Annotated in this window: 13 protein-coding genes; 8 read left to right on the forward strand and 5 right to left on the reverse strand. The window is 33.7% G+C overall.

What is annotated here, in order from left to right:
• Positions 1–178: 178 nt before the first annotated feature.
• A complete protein-coding gene (locus tag ACE193_RS03845; protein WP_375559131.1) occupies positions 179–1,192 on the forward strand; it encodes an IS110 family transposase in 1,014 nt (337 codons plus the stop codon).
• Between the two features lie 43 nt (positions 1,193–1,235).
• Here the strand turns inward: ACE193_RS03845 and ACE193_RS03850 are convergent, their stop codons facing one another.
• On the reverse strand, positions 1,236–1,931 hold the full coding sequence (locus ACE193_RS03850) for a rhomboid family intramembrane serine protease (protein ID WP_375561694.1): 696 nt from the start codon (positions 1,929–1,931) through the stop codon (positions 1,236–1,238).
• A gap of 253 nt (positions 1,932–2,184) precedes the next feature.
• Here ACE193_RS03850 and ACE193_RS03855 point away from each other — a divergent pair, with 253 nt between their 5' ends.
• Complete coding sequence (locus tag ACE193_RS03855; protein WP_375561695.1) at positions 2,185–2,862, forward strand: WbqC family protein; 678 nt, start codon at positions 2,185–2,187, stop codon at positions 2,860–2,862.
• A gap of 318 nt (positions 2,863–3,180) precedes the next feature.
• Positions 3,181–5,715: an ATP-dependent Clp protease ATP-binding subunit gene (locus ACE193_RS03860; protein ID WP_375561696.1), complete on the forward strand. Its 2,535-nt coding sequence runs from the start codon at positions 3,181–3,183 to the stop codon at positions 5,713–5,715.
• A gap of 92 nt (positions 5,716–5,807) precedes the next feature.
• On the opposite strand, the gene ACE193_RS03865 is transcribed toward ACE193_RS03860, so the two are convergent.
• Positions 5,808–6,101: a hypothetical protein gene (locus tag ACE193_RS03865; RefSeq protein ID WP_375561697.1), complete on the reverse strand. Its 294-nt coding sequence runs from the start codon at positions 6,099–6,101 to the stop codon at positions 5,808–5,810.
• 151 nt (positions 6,102–6,252) lie between these two features.
• A complete protein-coding gene (locus ACE193_RS03870; RefSeq protein WP_375561698.1) occupies positions 6,253–11,457 on the reverse strand; it encodes a CUB domain-containing protein in 5,205 nt (1,734 codons plus the stop codon).
• Positions 11,458–11,827: 370 nt separating this feature from the next.
• Here ACE193_RS03870 and mutL point away from each other — a divergent pair, with 370 nt between their 5' ends.
• A complete protein-coding gene (mutL, locus tag ACE193_RS03875) occupies positions 11,828–13,921 on the forward strand; it encodes a DNA mismatch repair endonuclease MutL (RefSeq protein WP_375561699.1) in 2,094 nt (697 codons plus the stop codon).
• A gap of 147 nt (positions 13,922–14,068) precedes the next feature.
• Here mutL and ACE193_RS03880 read toward each other — a convergent pair whose 3' ends face one another.
• The gene (locus ACE193_RS03880) at positions 14,069–14,467 is read right to left on the reverse strand and encodes a DUF5684 domain-containing protein (protein WP_375561700.1); all 399 of its coding nucleotides are present in this window, start codon (positions 14,465–14,467) and stop codon (positions 14,069–14,071) included.
• Positions 14,468–14,632: 165 nt separating this feature from the next.
• On the reverse strand, positions 14,633–16,084 hold the full coding sequence (locus tag ACE193_RS03885) for an FAD-binding oxidoreductase (RefSeq protein WP_375561701.1): 1,452 nt from the start codon (positions 16,082–16,084) through the stop codon (positions 14,633–14,635).
• A gap of 284 nt (positions 16,085–16,368) precedes the next feature.
• On the opposite strand from ACE193_RS03885, the gene ACE193_RS03890 reads away from it, so the two are divergent.
• From ACE193_RS03890 to ACE193_RS03905, 4 genes are all read left to right on the forward strand, one after another.
• Positions 16,369–17,181, forward strand: coding sequence for a hypothetical protein (locus ACE193_RS03890; RefSeq protein WP_375561702.1), 813 nt, complete (start codon positions 16,369–16,371; stop codon positions 17,179–17,181).
• Positions 17,182–17,201: 20 nt separating this feature from the next.
• Positions 17,202–17,615: a hypothetical protein gene (locus tag ACE193_RS03895; protein ID WP_375561703.1), complete on the forward strand. Its 414-nt coding sequence runs from the start codon at positions 17,202–17,204 to the stop codon at positions 17,613–17,615.
• A gap of 534 nt (positions 17,616–18,149) precedes the next feature.
• Positions 18,150–18,647, forward strand: coding sequence for a nuclear transport factor 2 family protein (locus tag ACE193_RS03900; RefSeq protein ID WP_375561704.1), 498 nt, complete (start codon positions 18,150–18,152; stop codon positions 18,645–18,647).
• Positions 18,648–19,135: 488 nt separating this feature from the next.
• Positions 19,136–20,290, forward strand: coding sequence for a sigma-54-dependent transcriptional regulator (locus tag ACE193_RS03905; protein WP_375561705.1), 1,155 nt, complete (start codon positions 19,136–19,138; stop codon positions 20,288–20,290).
• The last annotated feature ends 32 nt before the right edge of the window (positions 20,291–20,322 follow it).

The raw sequence follows: 20,322 nt of genomic DNA on the forward strand, positions 1-20,322 counted from the left end.
CGGCAAGATTTTGAAATCTATATCCTGAATCAGCCTCTATCTGCTTTTATTCAATCTCAAACTCAAATAGTTTTCGGAGTATTTTTATTGACCTAAAAATAAACTCATTAGATAAGGTTTTAAGTCTGATTGAATACGATGAATCACTTTAAATTAGTCACCCTAAATTAACTTTTTTATGCCAACTTACCAAAATTTTATAGGTATTGATGTGAGTAAAAACCATTTAGATATAGCTCTTTTTCAAGAAGGCAAACCCATCAAATACAAACATATTGTGAATAATTTAGAAAGTATAACTTCTTACCTTTCTTCTTTTCAAGACAAGCATGAAATTAAAGAAAGTTTGTTTTGTATGGAACATACAGGTGTTTACATTAACTGGCTTTTGGTTGCTTTTAGTGATTTTAAGTGTTCTATTTGGGTAGAAAATGCTCTTCAAGTAAAGCGTTCTGGAGGAGCTAATAGAGGTAAAAATGATAAAGTTGATGCTGGGCGTATTGCTACTTATGCGTTTCGTTTTCAAGACAAAGCAAATCTATATTGTCCACCCAGTGAACAGCTAGAAGACTTAAAAACACTTCAAAAACTACGTAAAACGCTAGTCAATCATAAACAAGAGTTAGAAACGTATGTCAATGAACAAAGTCAATTTAGTAAATCTTCTACTCAAAAACTGCTTGAAGAAAACTCTAAAGCTACTTTAGAGCATTTGACACAAAGGATAAAAGAGCTTGAAGAAGAAATGAACCAAATTATAAAAAACGACCCACATCTTAAAGAACTCTATCAATTAGCTACTTCCGTGACAGGAGTAGGAAAAGTAACTGCTATTCAGTTATTAGTAGCTACTGATGGATTTACTAAGTTTGATACAGCTAAACAATTAGCTTGTTATTGTGGTGTTGTTCCCTTTGAAAATTCTTCTGGAAAATTCAAAGGAAAAGCTAGAGTTTCAAAAATGGCTAATAAGCAACTTAAAACGGCTCTACATATGTGTGCTTTATCAGCTTTACAAGTGGAAGGAGAATTAAGAGCTTATTATTTAAGAAAAGTAGCAGAAGGTAAGAATAAAATGAGTGTCATTAATGCCTTGCGAAATAAAATTATTCAACGCATTTTCGCTTGTGTAAAAAACAAAGTTTTATACGATAGAAATGGAATAAATTTTAACAATTTTTCTAAAGGTTAGACTTGGTTTTACCATAGTTTTCAACGGCGAGGATTAAATAAAGCTACTTTTTATTTTCTTTATACGAGTACACAAAATTAGGAGTTTCTAATGGAATTATTCCTTCTTGATAACTTTTATTTGAATCTAAATAATCTATCATTTCATTCTCTTCTAAAACAGCATTATCAGCTTTTTCTTTTCGAAATGAAAATGCCATAAAAGCACCTACAATTCCTCCAACAAGATGAGATTCCCACGAGATACCTTCTGAAACTGTTTTTTCTGATGGAAAAATAGTTTCTAGCATTCCTGCATAGACAAACATAATTGTAAAACTAATTAAAAGTGAACGCCTATCTCTCCGAAAAGCACCACTAAAAAACAGAAAACTAGCTAGTGAATAAATCCAACCACTTGCGCCAATATGATAAGCTGAACGAGCAAACAGCCACACTCCTATTCCTGTCAAGAAGAAATTTATCCATAAAACTTTTTCAGAGAGTGAAGGATAAAGCACAAAAAGCCCACTTCCAAGCATAATAAAGGCAACCGTATTTGATCCCAAATGAAGCCAATCGCCATGCAGCCATGCACTCAAAAAAATGCCAATTATTCCTTCTTTACTTCTAGGATAACCGACCCAATGCGACCAATCTTGTTCCCACATCCATTCAGTCAAATGAATAGCCCAAAAAATAGAAGCTATAAGTAAAATATAGCGAACAGATTGAGAGATAGTTTGTGTGTTTTCGTTCAAAATAGAGTATAATTAGTAGTCTGTATGATAAAGTTATTGAAAATAGTAAAAGTTACAAAATTGAATTTATGTTTATCTGAACTTACAATTACAGGATTCTTTTCTTTGAAAATAAAAATGCTGTTTTTGTTTTTTATCAAAAAAAAGACCTAATAGCTTTTAATCAGAAAAATTTGCTTGAAACTATTAAGTAGTTTTTAAATTTGTAATTTTATCTTTTTAATGTTTTATCTTTATTACCTAATCCTTAAAAATGACAAAAATCCTCATAGAACTTCATTACCTTCCTTGTTTAGATTATTGGAAAATACTTTTAGAAGCTCATAATTTAGGGAAGGACGTAATTTTAGAAGCCAACGAAAATTTTAATAAACAAAGCTACCGAAACCGAGCTTATATTTTAGGTGCAAATGGAAAAATGGCTTTGACTGTTCCTGTACAAAAAGGTAGTCAAAAAACACTTATTACAGATGTAAAGATTGATTATTCGACAGACTGGAATCGTCAGCATTGGCAAAGTATAAAGTCAGCGTATGGGAAAAGTCCTTTTTTTATTCATTATGCTGATTTTTTAGAGCCTATTTATGAAAACCCACCTGTTTTATTGTGGGAATTTAATTATAAATTACTGACTATCTGTCAGAAACTGCTACGTATTTCTATTCCAATAAAAAACACAGAAAGTTTTGAAAAAGAAGCAACTAACGAAACTTTAGATAAGCGAAATTTAATTTCTCCAAAAAAACCTGCCATTTTTGCACATCAAGAATACTATCAAACCTTTGGCAATAAGTTTGAAAATAGCGAAGAAGAAAGGAATAGTTCTGATACTGAAAACAAATCTAATACATCTACTTTCGAAAATAATTTGAGTATTTTGGATTTATTATTCAATGAAGGAACAAATGCTACTTCAATTATAAATGGTTAGTTATAAATTATTAATTACTACACAAATAAAGAAAGGATTAGATTCAAACTAAATATAAGATAATCAGTAAGTTAATTCTATTAAAAAAATAGAATTTTATCATTGAGGTTTCTTAGATAACCATATAACTAAACATTTTGTAGCTTTAAGCCGTTCAAACTTGTAAATAAGAGATATTTTTTGCTTATTTATAAAAGCAAGAAATGAACTCGCCAATATTTTTTATTTAATGTTAATATTAGCAATAGATAAAACAATATTTGGCAAATCAGACAAAAATCAAGACATAATTTTACTAAATCAATATACAACCTGCTTATGGAAGCCAAATTTTCAGACAGAGTCAAAGAAGTAATTTCTCTAGCTAGAGAAGAGGCTTTGAGGCTTGGACATGATTATATAGGCACAGAACATCTATTGCTCGGTATGATACGAGAAGGAGAAGGAAGTGCCATCAATATTTTAAAGAAACTCGGTGTTACGATTGAAGAATTAAAAGCTGAAATCGAACGCCATTCACAAGGTACAGCCACGTATAATGTTCGCAATCTTGCCAATATTCCCCTTACTCGTCAAGCTGAAAAAGTCTTGAAAATCACGTATTTGGAAGCAAAAATTTTTAAAGCTGATTTAATCGGAACAGAACATTTGCTTTTATCTATTTTGAGAGATGAGGATAGTATTGCTACTCATATTTTAGAAAAATTTAATATTACCTACGAAGTAGTAAAAGAAATGCTCCAATATCACACAGACAAACCCATCACTTCGGCTGCCGAAGATGATGATGATGAAGGACGTATTTTTGGTGGTGGAAGAGAACCGTCTGGTACAGGTGGAACTCAAGGAAAATCAACCGAAAAATCACGTACTCCAGTTTTAGACAACTTTGGTAGAGACCTTACAAAACTTGCCGAAGATGACAAATTAGACCCAATCATTGGGCGTGAAAAAGAAATTGAGCGTGTAGCCCAAATTCTTTCTCGTCGTAAGAAAAACAATCCTATTTTGATAGGTGAACCAGGGGTTGGTAAAACTGCCATTGCCGAAGGTTTAGCCCTTCGAATCGTTCAACGCAAAGTATCACGTATTTTGTTTGGAAAGCGTGTCGTTACGCTTGACCTTGCTTCACTTGTTGCAGGTACAAAATATCGTGGACAGTTTGAAGAGCGTATGAAAGCTGTTATGAGTGAATTAGAAAAAAATAGAGATATTATTCTTTTCATTGATGAGCTTCATACAATAGTTGGCGCAGGTGGCGCATCGGGTTCTTTGGATGCTTCGAATATGTTCAAACCTGCTTTAGCTCGTGGTGAAATACAATGTATTGGTGCGACGACTTTAGACGAATATCGTCAGTATATTGAAAAAGATGGTGCATTAGCTCGTCGTTTTCAAATGGTTATGATTGAGCCTACTGATGTAGAAGAAACAATTCAAATCTTAGATAATATCAAAGACAAGTACGAATCTCATCACCACGTAAAGTATGATGAAGAAGCAATTAAAGCTTGTGTAACGCTTTCAGAACGTTATATTACAGACCGTTTCTTGCCTGATAAAGCGATTGATGTTTTGGATGAAGCTGGTGCAAGAGTGCATATCAATAATATTCACGTTCCAGAAGAAATCACGAAACTAGAGGCTGATATCGAAGACGTAAAAGTAGAAAAAAATCAAGTTGTCAAAAGTCAAAAATACGAAGAGGCTGCACAACTTAGAGATAAAGAAAAACGCTTGATTGAAAAATTAGAGCGTGCAAAATACAAGTGGGAACACGAAACACGCAAAATGACTTATCCAGTTACAGAAGATAATATCGGAGAAGTAATTGCGATGATGACAGGAATCCCAGTAAAACGTATTACACAAAGCGAAGGACAAAAGATTTTGGAAATGAAAGAAGCCTTGACAGGAAAGGTTATCGGACAAGACCAAGCTGTTGTCAAACTTACAAAAGCAATTCAGCGTACTCGTGTAGGCTTAAAAGACCCAAATAAACCAATCGGTTCGTTTGTTTTCTTAGGACCAACAGGTGTAGGTAAAACAGAATTAGCTAAAGTGTTAGCTACTTATCTTTTTGACCGTCCAGATGCGCTTATTCGTATCGATATGAGTGAGTATATGGAGAAATTCTCTATCTCTCGTTTGGTAGGTGCGCCTCCAGGATATGTCGGTTATGAAGAAGGTGGACAGCTTACTGAAAAAGTTCGTCGTAAACCATATAGTGTTATTTTACTTGATGAAATTGAGAAAGCACACCCAGATGTTTTCAATATTTTATTACAAGTTTTGGATGATGGAATCCTTACTGATGGCTTAGGTCGTAGAGTAGATTTCAGAAATACTATCATTATCATGACTTCAAATATTGGAGTTCGTCAGCTTAAAGATTTTGGTGCAGGTGTAGGATTTTCTACTCAAGCAAAACAAGAAATAGGCGATGATTTGATGAAAGATACTATTCAGAAAGCACTCAAAAAAGCTTTTTCTCCAGAGTTTTTGAATCGTCTTGATGATGTAATTGTCTTTAATTCTCTTGAAAGAGAGCATATCCACAAAATTATTGATATTTCTTTGGGTAAATTATTCCATCGTATCAAACTTTTGGGATATGAGGTAGAGCTTACAGAAGCTGCAAAAGACTTTTTATCAGAAAAAGGATTTGATAAACAGTACGGAGCAAGACCACTGAACCGAGCCATCCAAAAATACTTGGAAGACCCAGTTGCAGAGGAGCTTTTGAAAGGCGAAGTACAGGAAGGCGATACACTAATGGCAGACCACAAAGAAGGCGAGCCAGAACTGACTGTCAAAATCAAAAAACAAAAAACGAAAAAAACAGAGGAATAAGTAAAACTTAAATTCTCGTTTTTATACAACTAGAAAATCCCTTTTCAATTTATTTTGAGAAGGGATTTTCTGTTTTGATGAGTTTTGTAAACCTATATTCTACACGAATCTCCATCTTTAGGAACTTCTATTCCATCAATATCAATCAGTCTATCCAAACAAATTTTGATGTTGTGTTTTTCTACTTCTGAGTTTTCTATAACTTCAAAAATCATAAATTCTTCTCCATTTTTGGTTTCCAAGTTCTTCACTTTTATTTCTTGATTGATAATTGTATCATAATCTGTATCTAAATAATTGATTTTTACAGTTTTTTGAGTTGTGGCAAAGGCTTCTAAGTTATCATAAAAACCACAATCAATAGGAGTATATTTTTTGTTCTGCATTATGTGAAAGTTGAGGTTTTGTAATTGTACTTCATTATTACGAAAAAACAATAATGAGGGTTTGAATAAAACCTCAAATCAAATTAAAAGACCTTTTATATAGCTTATGGCTACATAAAAGGTCTTTTGAGATACAGATAAATTGATGATTTTATTGTCTTACGACCTTGACTACTTCTCTTCCTTTTTCGGTAGTTAATGTCAAAATATAAACTCCAGCAGGCAGGTTGGACAAAGAAAGTGTCTTTTCAATTACTTGTGAGCTTGGAATTTCGATCGTTTTATTTATCAATTCTACTCCTTTTGTATCATAGAGTTGAAGAGAAACTTTCTTTGAATTAGGATAAAACATACGAATTGTAACGTTATCCAAAGTCGGATTTGGATAAACTCCTAATAATCCTTTTTCACTAGAAATTGTATTTTCTCTAACTAAATAAACAACATTTGAATAGCTTTCTTCACCATTGGTAGAGACATCTTTCAAACGATAATACATTTTTTGTTGAGGCTCTGTATGCAAAAATTCATAATTTGAAGGTTTTTGATTTGGGTTTTGTCTATTGATTTCAAAAAATGTAATTCCATCTACTGATGCTTCTAAAGAGAAGTATTCTACATCTTTTTCCATTGCAGTTTCCCAAAAAAGTCTGTTTCCTTCATCTTCTACTACTCCATCAAATAATTTGAGTTCGATAGGCAATAAATCAAATTCTTCAATGTAAAGAATAATATCATCTGCTTGAGAACTTCCATCATAATTCAAACCAGTAAAAAATGCTTTTCCATCAATCTGAATATAATAAGTTGTACCTGCTGTCATAGCAACTGTTGGAACCTCAGAGTACAATGCACTAGGAAGACTTGTATTTGTATTGTCATCACTACAAGCAAGTTGAGTAAGTACAGGGAGAGCAGGACATGTCGCTGAATTAGTATAAATAGCAATTTCAGAATCAAAGAATCCTCCAGTTGCTGGGAAAGTTGCATCTGTTCCTTCTGCAATTCGGACTACATAATCAGAAGTTGTAGGAGCAGTAAAAGCAGTCCAAATGGATTGATCTACTTGGTTAGTAGCTCCTGTAAAACAAGAACCTCCTGTTTCGCCTACTTCTAAAGTCGCACATTCGTTTGTGAAAGGACCATTATTTCCTAAGAAAACAGGTTCTGCACTACAAAAATCATCATAAGGAGCATTACTAATAGAAATAGTTCCTAAAGAAACAGGACAACCATTTTGATCTGTAATTTGAACTGTGTAAGTTCCTGTGGCTACGCCTGTGAAGTTTGCATCATTTCCTAAAGCTACGCTTCTACTATCAACTACGTTACTTCCTCCATCTAATAAATCTACTGTATAGTTTGTACTTGCTCCTCCTTCTCTATCTTGTTGGAATCTAGGCAAACCACCTTCAATATCAGTAATACTAAAGTCAGCAGCACACCCTGTTGGTAGAGTAGCCGTAATTTCTGGTAATAATTTTACTTCAAAAGGAAACCAAAAGGAACAACTATTTACAAAAGAAGGGTCTGGCGCACCTGCTACTCCTGTTGTTGCATAAATATTCCAAATCTGGTTATCTGCAAACATACTTCCATCATTAGTAAAGGTAAGTTGATTATTATCTACCCCTCCTAAGTTTGTAGTTACATAATCACTTGTAGCAAGGTTATCAAGAGTAAAGTTATTACGAATATTAAAAGGTGTATTAGGATTATCAGAGTGAACAAAATACAACTCTTCTCCTGTAAGTCCTCCAAAGGTATAAGAGTTATCTACTGCTCCAAGTGTAATGGCATCATTATAACAAATATAATTATTGCCAAAATTAGTAGTTCCAGTACTTGAAAACACTTGATTTCCGAAGAAAGCATCACAATCTACAATCTCACAATTGGTTGGGTTATTTCCATTAATGGTATTTGCTGTGATATTAAATCCATTTCCTTGATCGCCAAAATCATCTACCATCATTACATAAAATTCTCCTATAATTACAGGTAATTCATTAGAATATACTTGCCCTCCTGCACCTTCTGAATCGTTGTCTCCTAATGTACTTAATCCTGTAACACCTCTTGTGGCTGAATAATTACATCGTATTGGCGCACCCATACCTGCATTATCTCCAGCCAAACAAGGAATATCGCCATAACTCGCAAAAGGTCCCCATATTGCAAAATCATAGTCGTCATTAGGCACAACAGGATTGATATCAAATTCAAAATCCCCTGTTGCAGCAATTTCTAGGTAGAACCATTTTACATTATTATATGCAGCACAACCATTATTTATAGTCCCATTTTGTGTACCTGCACCACCACCACCTGTTGGGAATGCGTATGTTAAATCTGTACAAAGAGGCACAGCACCAATACAATCAACAGCAGCAGGGTCATCAGGGGTAGTACAAGAAATAGTAGAGGTAAATCCATCTCCTGTATTACTACCATTTGCATCAAAACGAACTGTAATACAACCAGAGGCATCTTGTGATTTAACTGTAAATGAACGTCCGTTATCTCCATCATCAAACGTCAAATCAGCAGCTCCTGCTTGTGTATCTGAAAGCCAAATTTCTATATTATCACCTGTTCCTAAATCAATGTTATCAAAAGTAAGTTGAAGAGCTTGCCCTGCTTCTGGACAAAGTGTAATTACTTCGTCATAGTTATTAGGATAGTTAGCAGGATATGTATCATGACTTGTAAATGTACCTCCACAATTATTTCCTACATTTGGGTCAGAAGTATCAAACTGACAATCATCATCCATTGTCATTGTTACCTCGTCGGTAAAACTACAACCTCCACTCACTGTAGAAGTCCAACGGAAAGTATAAGTTCCTGTAACCATTCCTGTTACTACGGCATTTGGATTCAAATCATTAGAAAAGGTAGGTGTATTAGGTCCTGAAACAACCGTCCATTGTCCACCTGTCGAAGTTTGTGCATTCAGAGTAACTTCTGTCCCACAAATAGTTCGGTCTGTTCCTGCTGAAAATAAAGTACGAGTTAGATTACAAGTAGGGTCAGCAGCATTTCTTAGTTCTATCTCTAAAGGAGAGTTTGCATTCAATAAACCAGTTAGGGTTACTGTTTGAGGGTTTGTTCCATATGCTTGAGTAGTCTGTAAAGCACCATTTATATAAACTTCATAATTGGGAGTAGCTGAGATTGCACTAAAACCAATAGTTAGATCATAAATTGTTGGATTACTTCCTGCACAGTTATTAACTGTAAAATTATTAAATGCCCATCCACATGTACAGGAGACAATAGCTCTCCACCCAGGTCTTACTATACTACCATTAGCATTAAAATCTAAGGTAAGAGAACCATCTATCGCAGTTGAGGTAACAGTTATTGGGAGAGCTGTTCCTGAGGCACTTACTAACAATGGGAAAGCGGTACTATTTCCATCGTATATTCTTAAAATATCAGTGCCATTTTCTGTATTAAATTCTGTAAAAGTAATACTAACTTTTGAGCCTGTAACACTTGGAAAAATGGTTAGTGTTCCGTCTCCATTATTTGCGTAATCTCCAAGGCTACCACCAGAGTCAAATAAAGTAGCATCACACGTAGTAACAGAAGATGTACCAACAGGCATAGTCACACAGTTGTTGATCATTGTTACGGCAACTGTACTAGAATTAGAAGAAGCACAACTAACAGAACTTACCACAGCACGATAAGTTGTGTTTACAGCAGGATTTACAGTTTCTGTATCTGTTATAGCTCCTACAATATCACTAAATGTAACACCTCCATTGGTAGATTGTTGCCATTGTATGCTAGAGCCATTTTGTCCTGTTAGGCTTAATGTAACAGCTTCGCCACTACAAACACTAGCATCTGAAATAGTAGCTGTACCACCTACAGTAGGGCAAGGATTAAAACAGGAAATTGCAATCTCAAAACCAGTGTTAGTAGTATTACCATTTGAGGTAAATCGTAATGTAAGAGAGCCATCTGCTGCTGTAGAAGTAAGTACAGGTGGAGAAATATTTCCAGAAAAATCTCCTATTTGAGTTGCTCCTATAGTATTTCCATCAAATACTCGTAGTCTATCTGAAGTTGCTTGCGTATTGAATGAAGTAAAAGTCAATCGCACAAAGTTTCCTACCACATCTGGAAAAATAGTAATTGTTCCATCTTCATTATCAGTATAATTTCCACTATCACCACCTGAATCAAATAAAGTAGAATTACAAGTTGTTAATGTAGTAGTGCCTGTTGGAGGAATCACAGAGCAATTATCCATTGTAACAGAAACTGTATTTGAGTTTGAACTATTTGGTAAACAAGTAATATTACTTACCACAGCACGATAAATCGTATTAACAGTAGGGTTGACTATTTCAGTATCTGTTGTAGCTCCTACAATATCAGTAAAAATAGTTCCTCCATCAGTAGATGCTTGCCATTGTATAGATGAGCTATTTTGTCCTGTTAGACTTAAGGTAATATTTTCACCCAAACAAGCAGTATTATCTGAAATAGCAGCCGTTCCTGCGACTATTGGACAAGGCGAACTAACACAAGAAATTTCAGCCTCCCAGCCTGCTTCTGTTACAAATCCATCTGAAATAAACTCAAAAGTAAGACTACCACTAGCATCTGTAGATGTAAATGTAGGAGGAAGAGTAGTTCCACAAAAAGTTCCTAAAACAGGAGATGCTGTAGTTGGTCCATCATAAATTATTAACCTGTCAAAATTACAAGTTGCTTGATTTTCTACATCAAAAGATGTAAAGGTTACACTAATTTTATCAGTTGGAGAAGTCGGATTAAATGTATGAACAAAATTTTCATCATCATTATACTCTCCACCACTACCACCAGAATCAAAAAATTCTGAAAAACAAGTAGTAGTACTTCCATTAGACATATTTAATGAAGGTGGTACACAAGAAATGGCTGCTTCCCAACCATATCTAGTATTATTATTGTCCGAAGTGAATCGAAAAGTAAGTGAGCCATCAATAGTAGTTGAGGTATAGACTTGAGTGCCTGTAAGACCCGTTCCTAGGTTACCTGACAGAGTAGCTAATAAAGTTCCTGTTACACCATTTCCATCAAAAATTTCTAAAAAATCATTAGCATTTCTTGTTCTAAAACGTTCAAAATCAATCTGTATTTTATTTCCTGCTACGGCTGGAGAGAATGTATATACAAAACTTTCATTATTGGAATAGCTATTTCCACCACCACCACTTCCACCAGAATCAAAAAAATCTGTTCCACAAGTAGTAGAGCTACCATCAGACATATTTACTTGAGCATAAAGGGACTGCCAACTAAATAGAAGGGTAAGAGAAAAACAAAGTAGTAATCGTATAAGTAACTGCATAGTAAAATCGTTGAAGATAAACAGGAAAAGAGTAAAATAGTTTTTTATATCTTTAAAAATCGTTAATAATTTCGCAAGATGCTATTTTTATTTGGAATATAAAGCATTGATGTAGTAAAAACATTGATTTTGCATTTTTATACAAAATTTTTTTATTATGGTTAGCAAACTTCACTAAAAACATAACAAGTTTAATAATCAACTTCATATTTGTTTGCTTGCTCAAATTTATCGAACTTTGGATAATAAAAAAATGATATTTTGACAAGGCAATTATTTTCAGATTTTGATTGTAGGTATGAAAAAGCTGCCTTCATAATCCGTAATTAGCTTTGCTGCTTTGTCAGGTCGTAATCCGTAATTCCTCTTTATGTTAGACATTATCCGTTTGCTTCCCGAATCACTTGCCAATCAAATTGCTGCTGGAGAAGTTGTGCAACGTCCTGCTTCTGTGGTAAAAGAAATGCTAGAAAACTCTGTTGATGCAGAAGCAAGCACAATAGAACTTGTTTTGCAAGATGCAGGAAAAGCCCTCATTCAAGTCATTGATAATGGAAAAGGAATGTCTGAAACAGATGCTAGAATGTGTTTTGAAAGACATGCGACTTCAAAAATAATTACGCAAGATGATTTGTATAACATCCGAACGTTTGGTTTTAGAGGAGAGGCAATGGCTTCGATTGCTGCCGTTGCACAGGTCGAACTTCGTTCACGACAAGAAGACCAAGAAATAGGAACTTTGATTTATATTGAAGGCTCAGAAGTAAAAAAACACGAACCAACAGCGACACAAAAAGGAACTTCTTTGGCTGTCAAAAACCTATTTTTTAATACCCCAGCAAGACGAAAATTTTTGAAATCTAATTCGGTAGAGCTTCGTCATATCACACAAGAGTTTGAGCGAGTTGCACTTGCAAATCCTCATATTAATTTTTCTATGCACCACAATAATCAAGAAGTGTATAACCTCAAAGAAGGAAAGTTAGCACGTCGAATTGTGGCAATGTTTGGGAAAAGCTATCAATCAAACCTTCTTACCTGTCAAGAAGATGTAGAAACCATCAAACTTTTAGGTTATGTAGGCAAACCACAAGCAGCCAAAAAAACAAAAGGAAATCAGTATTTTTTTGTCAATAATCGCTTTATAAAAAGTGGTTATTTGCATCATGCTGTCATGACGGCTTACGAAGGACTTTTGCCAAAAGACGCACATCCTTTTTATGTTTTATTTATCGAAATTGACCCAAAAAAAATTGATATAAATGTACACCCCACCAAAACAGAAATAAAGTTTGATGATGAAAGAACCGTTTATGTCGTGGTTCAATCGGCTGTCAAACAGGCTTTGGGAGTTCATCAAGTAGTTTCTCCTTTGGATTTTGATACAGATACTAATTTTTTAAATCCTTCAAATTATCATGGTAATACTCTTGATACTAATAGTGGCGAGTTGGAAGATGAAAATGAAGAAGAACCAAGAACTTTTTTATCTGATTTTTCAAAGTATGATAATCAAGACTCAGAAAAATCAGATGATTTTATTGGTAGATACGACAAGGAAGAAAATAAAGGTAAATATGGTGATTATATCAATGAGCCGTTTAATAGAAAAAAAGATTTAAAAAATTACGAGCGACCAGAACCCACAGAAAGACAAAAAAGCAATCAGAAAAACTGGGAAAGAATTTATTTGAATGATGAACAGCGAGAGGAATTAGGAAATGGGAATGAAAAGGAATTAGGAAATGAGAATGAAATTTCCCCAGTTCCAAACTTCCAATCCTCAAACCCTGTAACATTCAGAAGTTCTGCCAATAACCTTTCAAAAACAGAGTTAGAAGCTGAAATAAAATCATCTAAATCAAAAATTTCAACTAGCGACAAACGTCATGTTTTTTGGGTAGCCAATCGTTTTGTGGCTAGTCCAACTAAATCGGGAATGATTTTGATTGATGCCTCGGCTGCTCATGAGCGTATTTTGTACGAACGTTATGAACAAAGAATTGCAAAAAGCACAAATAATATAGCCACTTCTCAACAAATTCTTTTTCCTCCGACACTTACTTTTTCGGTCGTAGATTATGAACTTTTGAAGGAAGTTTTGCCCGAACTCAAAAATTTAGGTTTTTCGATAGAAATTGATAAAAAATTAGAAACCAAACAACAAATCAGATTGATTGGTCTTCCTGCTGATTTGCTCAAAGAAAAGGGAGAGTCTATCTTAGAAGCACTTTTAGAGCAGTTTAAGTACAATCAAACGACTATCAAAATTCCGAAACGAGAAAATATTTTGCGTGCCTTTGCCAAACGTGCCTCTATGCAAGCAAAAAATTATTTTTCTACCGAAGAAATGCAGAGTCTTATTGATGAGCTTTTCGCCTGTCAGCAGCCCAACTATACACCTGATGGAAAGAAAATATTTATGCTTTTGGATACCGAGATGATTGAGCAGTTGTTTTTGTAGAAATTATTAAAAATGTATAATAGTGTAATGTGAAGCTATAACTAGACTAGATTTCAATAAAATATAAGATACAAAAAAACTTCTCAAATCTTTGCTAAACACTTAGATTTGAGAAGTTCATTATTTATTATTCAGAAATAGAAAAGTCTATCCTCTGTCTAAAACTTCGTCATCATAAAATTTTTCTCCACTTGCACCTTGATACTGTGCATCTCCAAAGGCAAGCATAGGAAGAAAAACAATAGGTAAAAATATAATACCAATAGCAAAACCAGTATCTTTACCAAATACTTTAGCAAATTCTACTACTGACAATATAGCCCAATATAAGCCTACAAAAGGAATAAACATGTATAAAACCCATATTTTAGGTTTATTAATTATTTCCATGAATACTAAAGAACTATAAATAGGAATAAGAGAAGCCCAACCTGGTTTTCCTGCTTTTTCAAATATTTTCCAGTATGTGGCAATGAAAAAAACAATTAATCCTAAATAAATAACACCAAATATGAGTGAGCCAATAATGCCGATTCCATCTTCCATAAAAGTAAATTAAAATTAAGTGAGAGATAAATAAATTTGTGTGATTGAAAAACATTCCAAGATTCTAAATAAATCTTAAAACAATCCTCAATAAACTAATTTTCTCTTAGAATACAAAATTTTATTTGTGGAAGTTCCTTGTTTTTATAAAAATGTAATGAAAATTTAAAATATCTTGCCTGCATTTAATATTCCATTAGGGTCAAAGACTTTTTTGATTTCTCTCATCAACCTTAGATTTACTTCGCCTAATGCAATAGACATATAAGGACGTTTGGCAATTCCGATTCCGTGTTCACCTGAAAGCATTCCACCCAAACGAACTACTTCTTTAAAAATTTCTCCAATTCCATCTACTACTTTTGTATTCCAATCTTGATCAGAAATTTGTTCTTTCAAGACATTTACATGCAAATTTCCATCTCCTACATGTCCAAAACATACCGAGCGAAAACCATATTCATCTCCAATCCTTTTTATAGAAGTAATAAGTTCAGGTAAATTTCCACGAGGAACAACTACATCTTCTGCTTTTGTAAGCGAATAGGCATTTACAGCAGGTGAAATATTTTTACGCAATCTCCAAAGTTCTTCCTTTTGTGCTTCCGAATCAGCAAATAAAATTTCTCCTGTCTTGAAGTCTTCCAAAACAGTTACTATTTTTTCAGCATCGACCATCATTGATTCTTCATTATTTCCATCTAATTCAATAATCAAATGTGCTTGAATAGAATCAGGTAAATCAATATTTGTCTTTTGATTCATTTTATCTTCCAAATAAAACATCGTTCTTTCGATAGCTTCTCGTTCCATAAATTCCATTCCAGAAGGTGTAATTCCTGCAATATAAATAGCTGAAATGGCTCTACATGCTTCTTCATTGCTTTCAAAAGGAACAAGCAAAGCAATATTTTTGTGAGGATAAGGACGAAGTTTGAATACAATTTTGGTAACAATACCTAAAGTTCCTTCACTCCCAGTTATTAATTGAGTAAGATTATAACCCGTAGAATTTTTCAAGACATTTGCACCTGTCCAAATAATTTCTCCTGTTGGCAAAACAACTTCCAAATTCAAGACATAATCACGAGTAACACCATATTTTACAGCCTTAGGACCTCCCGAATTGTGCGAAACATTTCCACCAATAAAACAACTTCCTTTACTAGCTGGGTCAGGTGGATAAAAAAGATTTTTTTCTTTGACAGCATTCTGAAAAACTTCTGTAATTACGCCTGTTTCGACAGTTGCTTGAAGGTTTAGCGTATCAATTTCGATAATTTCATTGAAACGTTCCATCGAAATTACTACACCGTGATTAGTTGGTAAAGCACCACCACTCAGACTTGTACCACCACCACGAGGCGTAACAGGCAAAATATGCTCGTTACAAATTTTCATAATCTGACTAATTTCTTGTGGTGTGCGTGGTTTCAAAACAACATCAGGTAAGAAAGAATAGTCTTCGGTGTGGTCTCTTGAATAAGTATCTCTGTTTTTATCGTCTGTGAAAACATACTCTTTTCCTACAATCTGTTCGAATTGATTGATTAGTTGAGGTGTGAGTTTGCCAAAGTTTGTTTTGCTTGCTGCTTGATTTAAAATAGCTGAAGACATATATATAGGAATTGAAGTTTTTAAAGTTTAGTTAAGTACAAAAATACGATTTTTCTGTTTTTTCTCTATTTTATAATCTAATTTATGGCTATTTTGTCGGTATGCAGAATAAATTGTGTAATAAAAAGCATTTTTTTTTACTGTATTGGTATTGTTGTTGCATTTTTATTTGAAATTTTGAATCAAAATACGCACATTTGCATGTCTGTTTTCAGAAGTAAAGAACCAATTTTTAATTTTACCGTTCTTACTAAAAAAAACCACTCTAAAAAAGCTAACTTTCTATGAATCAATCTATTTACGAGACCATATATACAACAGAACCAACTACTTCAAAAGTAATTGCTCTTCCAAAACCAACTTTAAAATCTATTCTAATAGATTCTGTTCTAGGATTGTTTTCTTCAAATTTGAATAAAGAACGTGTAATAAATACTAAAAAAATATTTTTTCTATTATTTTTGGTCAGCTCTTTTTTTATTTTAGGGATTTCGTCTGCTTTTGCTCAAGATGATTTTGTAGAAGACCCAATGGGAAATTCGGGTATTTGGCAACAGCTTACTGAAGATCCTACTGATTCTACACTTTGGGCAAACTATTATGGAAAACCTTGGGCTTCAATGAACAAAAAAGAAGCTGAAAAAGTAAATGGTTGGAAACAAGAATTGATGTTACGAAAACTGGCAAGTAATGATGCTGTTATTGGTTTTGTAATTACAGATGATATTGATGAAGGTTTTTTTATTGATGAGGCTGCTTTTAGAGAGTTTGAAGCACAGATTCAAGCAGCTAAAGCGAGTGGACAATCAGCAACAATTACATTTAAAGATGTGCAAGGATTAGAAGCGATTATTATGCCTGAGTGGGAAGGAATGTCAGATTTGAAACAGAATATTGCTGAGAATTTTGTTATCTTAGAAGATATGTACAAAGATATTTTTACCGAACAAGGAATTGAATTTCAAAATTATACAGTTGCACATCCAGATGGAAAATATAGCCAAATAAAATGGATTGAAGAACTAGATGGCAAACTTCGTAAAGCAAAAGAAAAGCAACTTTCTGAACTCAAGAAAAAATATAATATGAGTAACTAAATTAGAAATATTGAGAAGTTATGAAAATAGATGTTTTTACCAACGAAGGAACAGAAATTTATTATGATGAAACCTTAAAAAGTATCATTGCTACCTATAATGGAGTAGTAAAATATGATGATTGGGTGGCTCATTTAGAATATGCCCTTGATTTGATAAAAAAGCACTCTACTACAAAATGGCTGAGCGATAGTAGAAATGCAAAAGTCATCGCTGTAAATAATCAAAAATATTTTGAAGAAGTATTTGTTCCTGCCACTCACAATGCTACTACAATGCAATATGTCGCTACTGTACTGTCTAAAGATGCTTTCAATGAGTTTGGTACACGTCAATTGATGAATAATTATAAAAGCCAAGTAGGAGAAGTGGCTGCAAATAACCAATACTTCAAAACAATGGAAGAAGCTAAAGAGTGGTTAGAAAGTAGATAATTATTCTTAAGTATTAGCGACATATTCTCTACTTTCAGTTTCATTCCAGTTGAGTTTTGTTGTAATCTTATTCCTTTAGAAATTACCTTCATAGACACCTCTTGTATATCTAATATTTTTAGGGCAAACGCACGAAAATAAAATGTGTGATTTTACACTCTTTTTGACCTATTTTTTTAGTTTTAAAATTCAAGCGAGGACGCTTGAATTAGACAAAAACTGGTTTAAGCGTCCTCGCTTGAACCAATTTTTAAAAAATAAAATTTCGTGCGTTTGCTCTAAAAGAATACTAAAAATAATGAGATGGTTAGAATAATATTTATATTCTTCAAGATTTCAATACAAAAGTAACCTAATTTCCAAAAAATCTGTCTAAAATATATATTGTTGTTGAGTAATAAAAAAATATCCCAAGACAACAACAAGATTTTCAAAGAAAATATCGAACAATCTAAAAAAACAAAAAGCTATAATTTATTAAAACTTTCCACTACTTATTTGGTAAATTTCTACTAATAATTACAAAACACTCAAATGAAAAACACATTACTTTTCCTATTTTTTATAGCACTCTTTCTTGTTTTTGGTTTTGCAGCTATGGCACAAACTCCAACAGACCAATCAGCAGACACACTTTCGCAAGAACAAAAAGAAGTTATTAAACCCATTGAACAGCTTTTTGAAGGAATGTTTAAAGGTGATAGCAGTATGATTCGTGCAGCCTTTTACAAAAATCCAACTCTAAGAACCATTACTAAAAACAAAAAAACCGACGAACAACTAGCAGACAGCAAATTAGAAGATTTTTTAGTTACCATAGCCACACCACACGACCAACCGTATATAGAAAAGGTTTTGAGTTATGATATTAAAATAGACGATAACTTAGCGCAAGTATGGACTCCGTATGAATTTTATGTAGGAGAAATGTTTAGTCATTGTGGGGTAAATGCTTTTCACATAATTCAAACTGAAGAAGGCTGGAAAATAATTGGAATTACGGACACACGTCGTAGAGAAGGGTGTAAATGATATTCAATGTTGAAAAATTGGTAAATTAACCGTCGTTGAGGCATTGCTGTCAACGAGGTTTTATAAAACTGTTTTCTAAATTTATCGGATTTCAAACTTTTTCTTGTAAAACTACTTTTCTTATTGTAGATTACAATATAAAACCTTAGGGTTTGGAATAAAATATTTTTTCATCTCGCCGTTGTTGATGTTCTCATCATAGCCGTAAAACTATTGAGAAATTTTGTCCTCTACTCCATTAGGAGTTTCATATTGGTAGATAAAAACAGAAAAGTTAAAAATCATTTACTCCGTAGGAGTTGTATATTGGTCACATTTTGTATTAAAAATCTTGAAATCCTACCAATATGTAGTTCCTAACAGAACAGAATACACTCTTTCTTTCTTATTTTTACTACCAATATAAAGTTCCTACGGAACAGAAAGACAAATAAATTTTTAACCTTACGGCTATGGTGTTCTCATCAACAACTAAGACATTATAACTTATGCCAAAAAAAATTCTTATCATAGACGATGAAGCTGCCATTCGTCATACACTCCGAGATATTTTGGAGTACGAAAAGTATGAAATAGATGAAGCCAAAGACGGACAGCAAGGTCTTGATATGTTGCTTATCAATAATTACGATGTAGTTTTGTGCGACATCAAAATGCCAAAAATGGACGGTATAGAAGTATTACAAAAATCTACTGAACTAGGTAGAGAAAATGCTTTTATTATGATTTCGGCACATGGAAATATTGAAACTGCCGTCGAATGTACCAAAAAAGGAGCATTTGATTTTATCGAAAAACCACCCGATTTGAACCGTCTTTTGGTTACAATTCGTAATGCGATGGAAAAAACGCAGCTCGTTACCGAAACCAAAACACTCAAGAAAAAAGTACCCAAAACGATTGACATTATTGGAGAATCACAAGCAATTCAGGATGTAAAAGAAACTATCGAAAAAGTTGCGCCTACTGATGCTCGTGTGATGATTACAGGTCCTAATGGCTCAGGTAAAGAGCTGGTAGCCAAATGGTTACACGAAAAAAGTGAGCGTTCGGCACATCTTTTAGTAGAGGTAAACTGCGCTGCCATTCCTTCCGAACTTATAGAAAGTGAACTTTTTGGACACGAAAAAGGCTCTTTTACTTCAGCTATCAAACAGCGTATCGGAAAATTTGAATTGGCCGATAAAGGAACTCTGTTTCTTGATGAAATTGGAGATATGAGTCTTTCTGCACAAGCAAAAGTTTTGCGTGCTTTGCAAGAACACAAAATTACTCGTGTGGGTGGCGACAAAGAAATAAAAGTTGATGTGCGTGTAGTCGCTGCAACGAATAAAAACCTAAAAGAAGAAATCAAAAAAGGAAACTTTAGAGAAGATTTGTACCATCGTTTGGGTGTTATTTTAATAAAAGTTCCTGCTCTCAATGACCGTAGAGATGATATTCCACTTCTTGTAGAACACTTTTTGGATCAAATTGCTACTGAATATGGCGAGTCTAAAAAGAAAATTGATGCAGCAGCTTTAAAAGAACTCCAAAAACACGATTGGACAGGAAATATTCGTGAACTCCGAAATGTAGTCGAAAGACTTATTATTATGAGTGGAAAAGCAATTACAGCAGAGGATGTAAAAAAGCATGCTTAAAATCAATTACGGATTACGAATACAATAAACTG

The sequence above is a fragment of the Bernardetia aquimarina genome, assembly GCF_042180575.1.
Lineage (GTDB): Bacteria > Bacteroidota > Bacteroidia > Cytophagales > Bernardetiaceae > Bernardetia.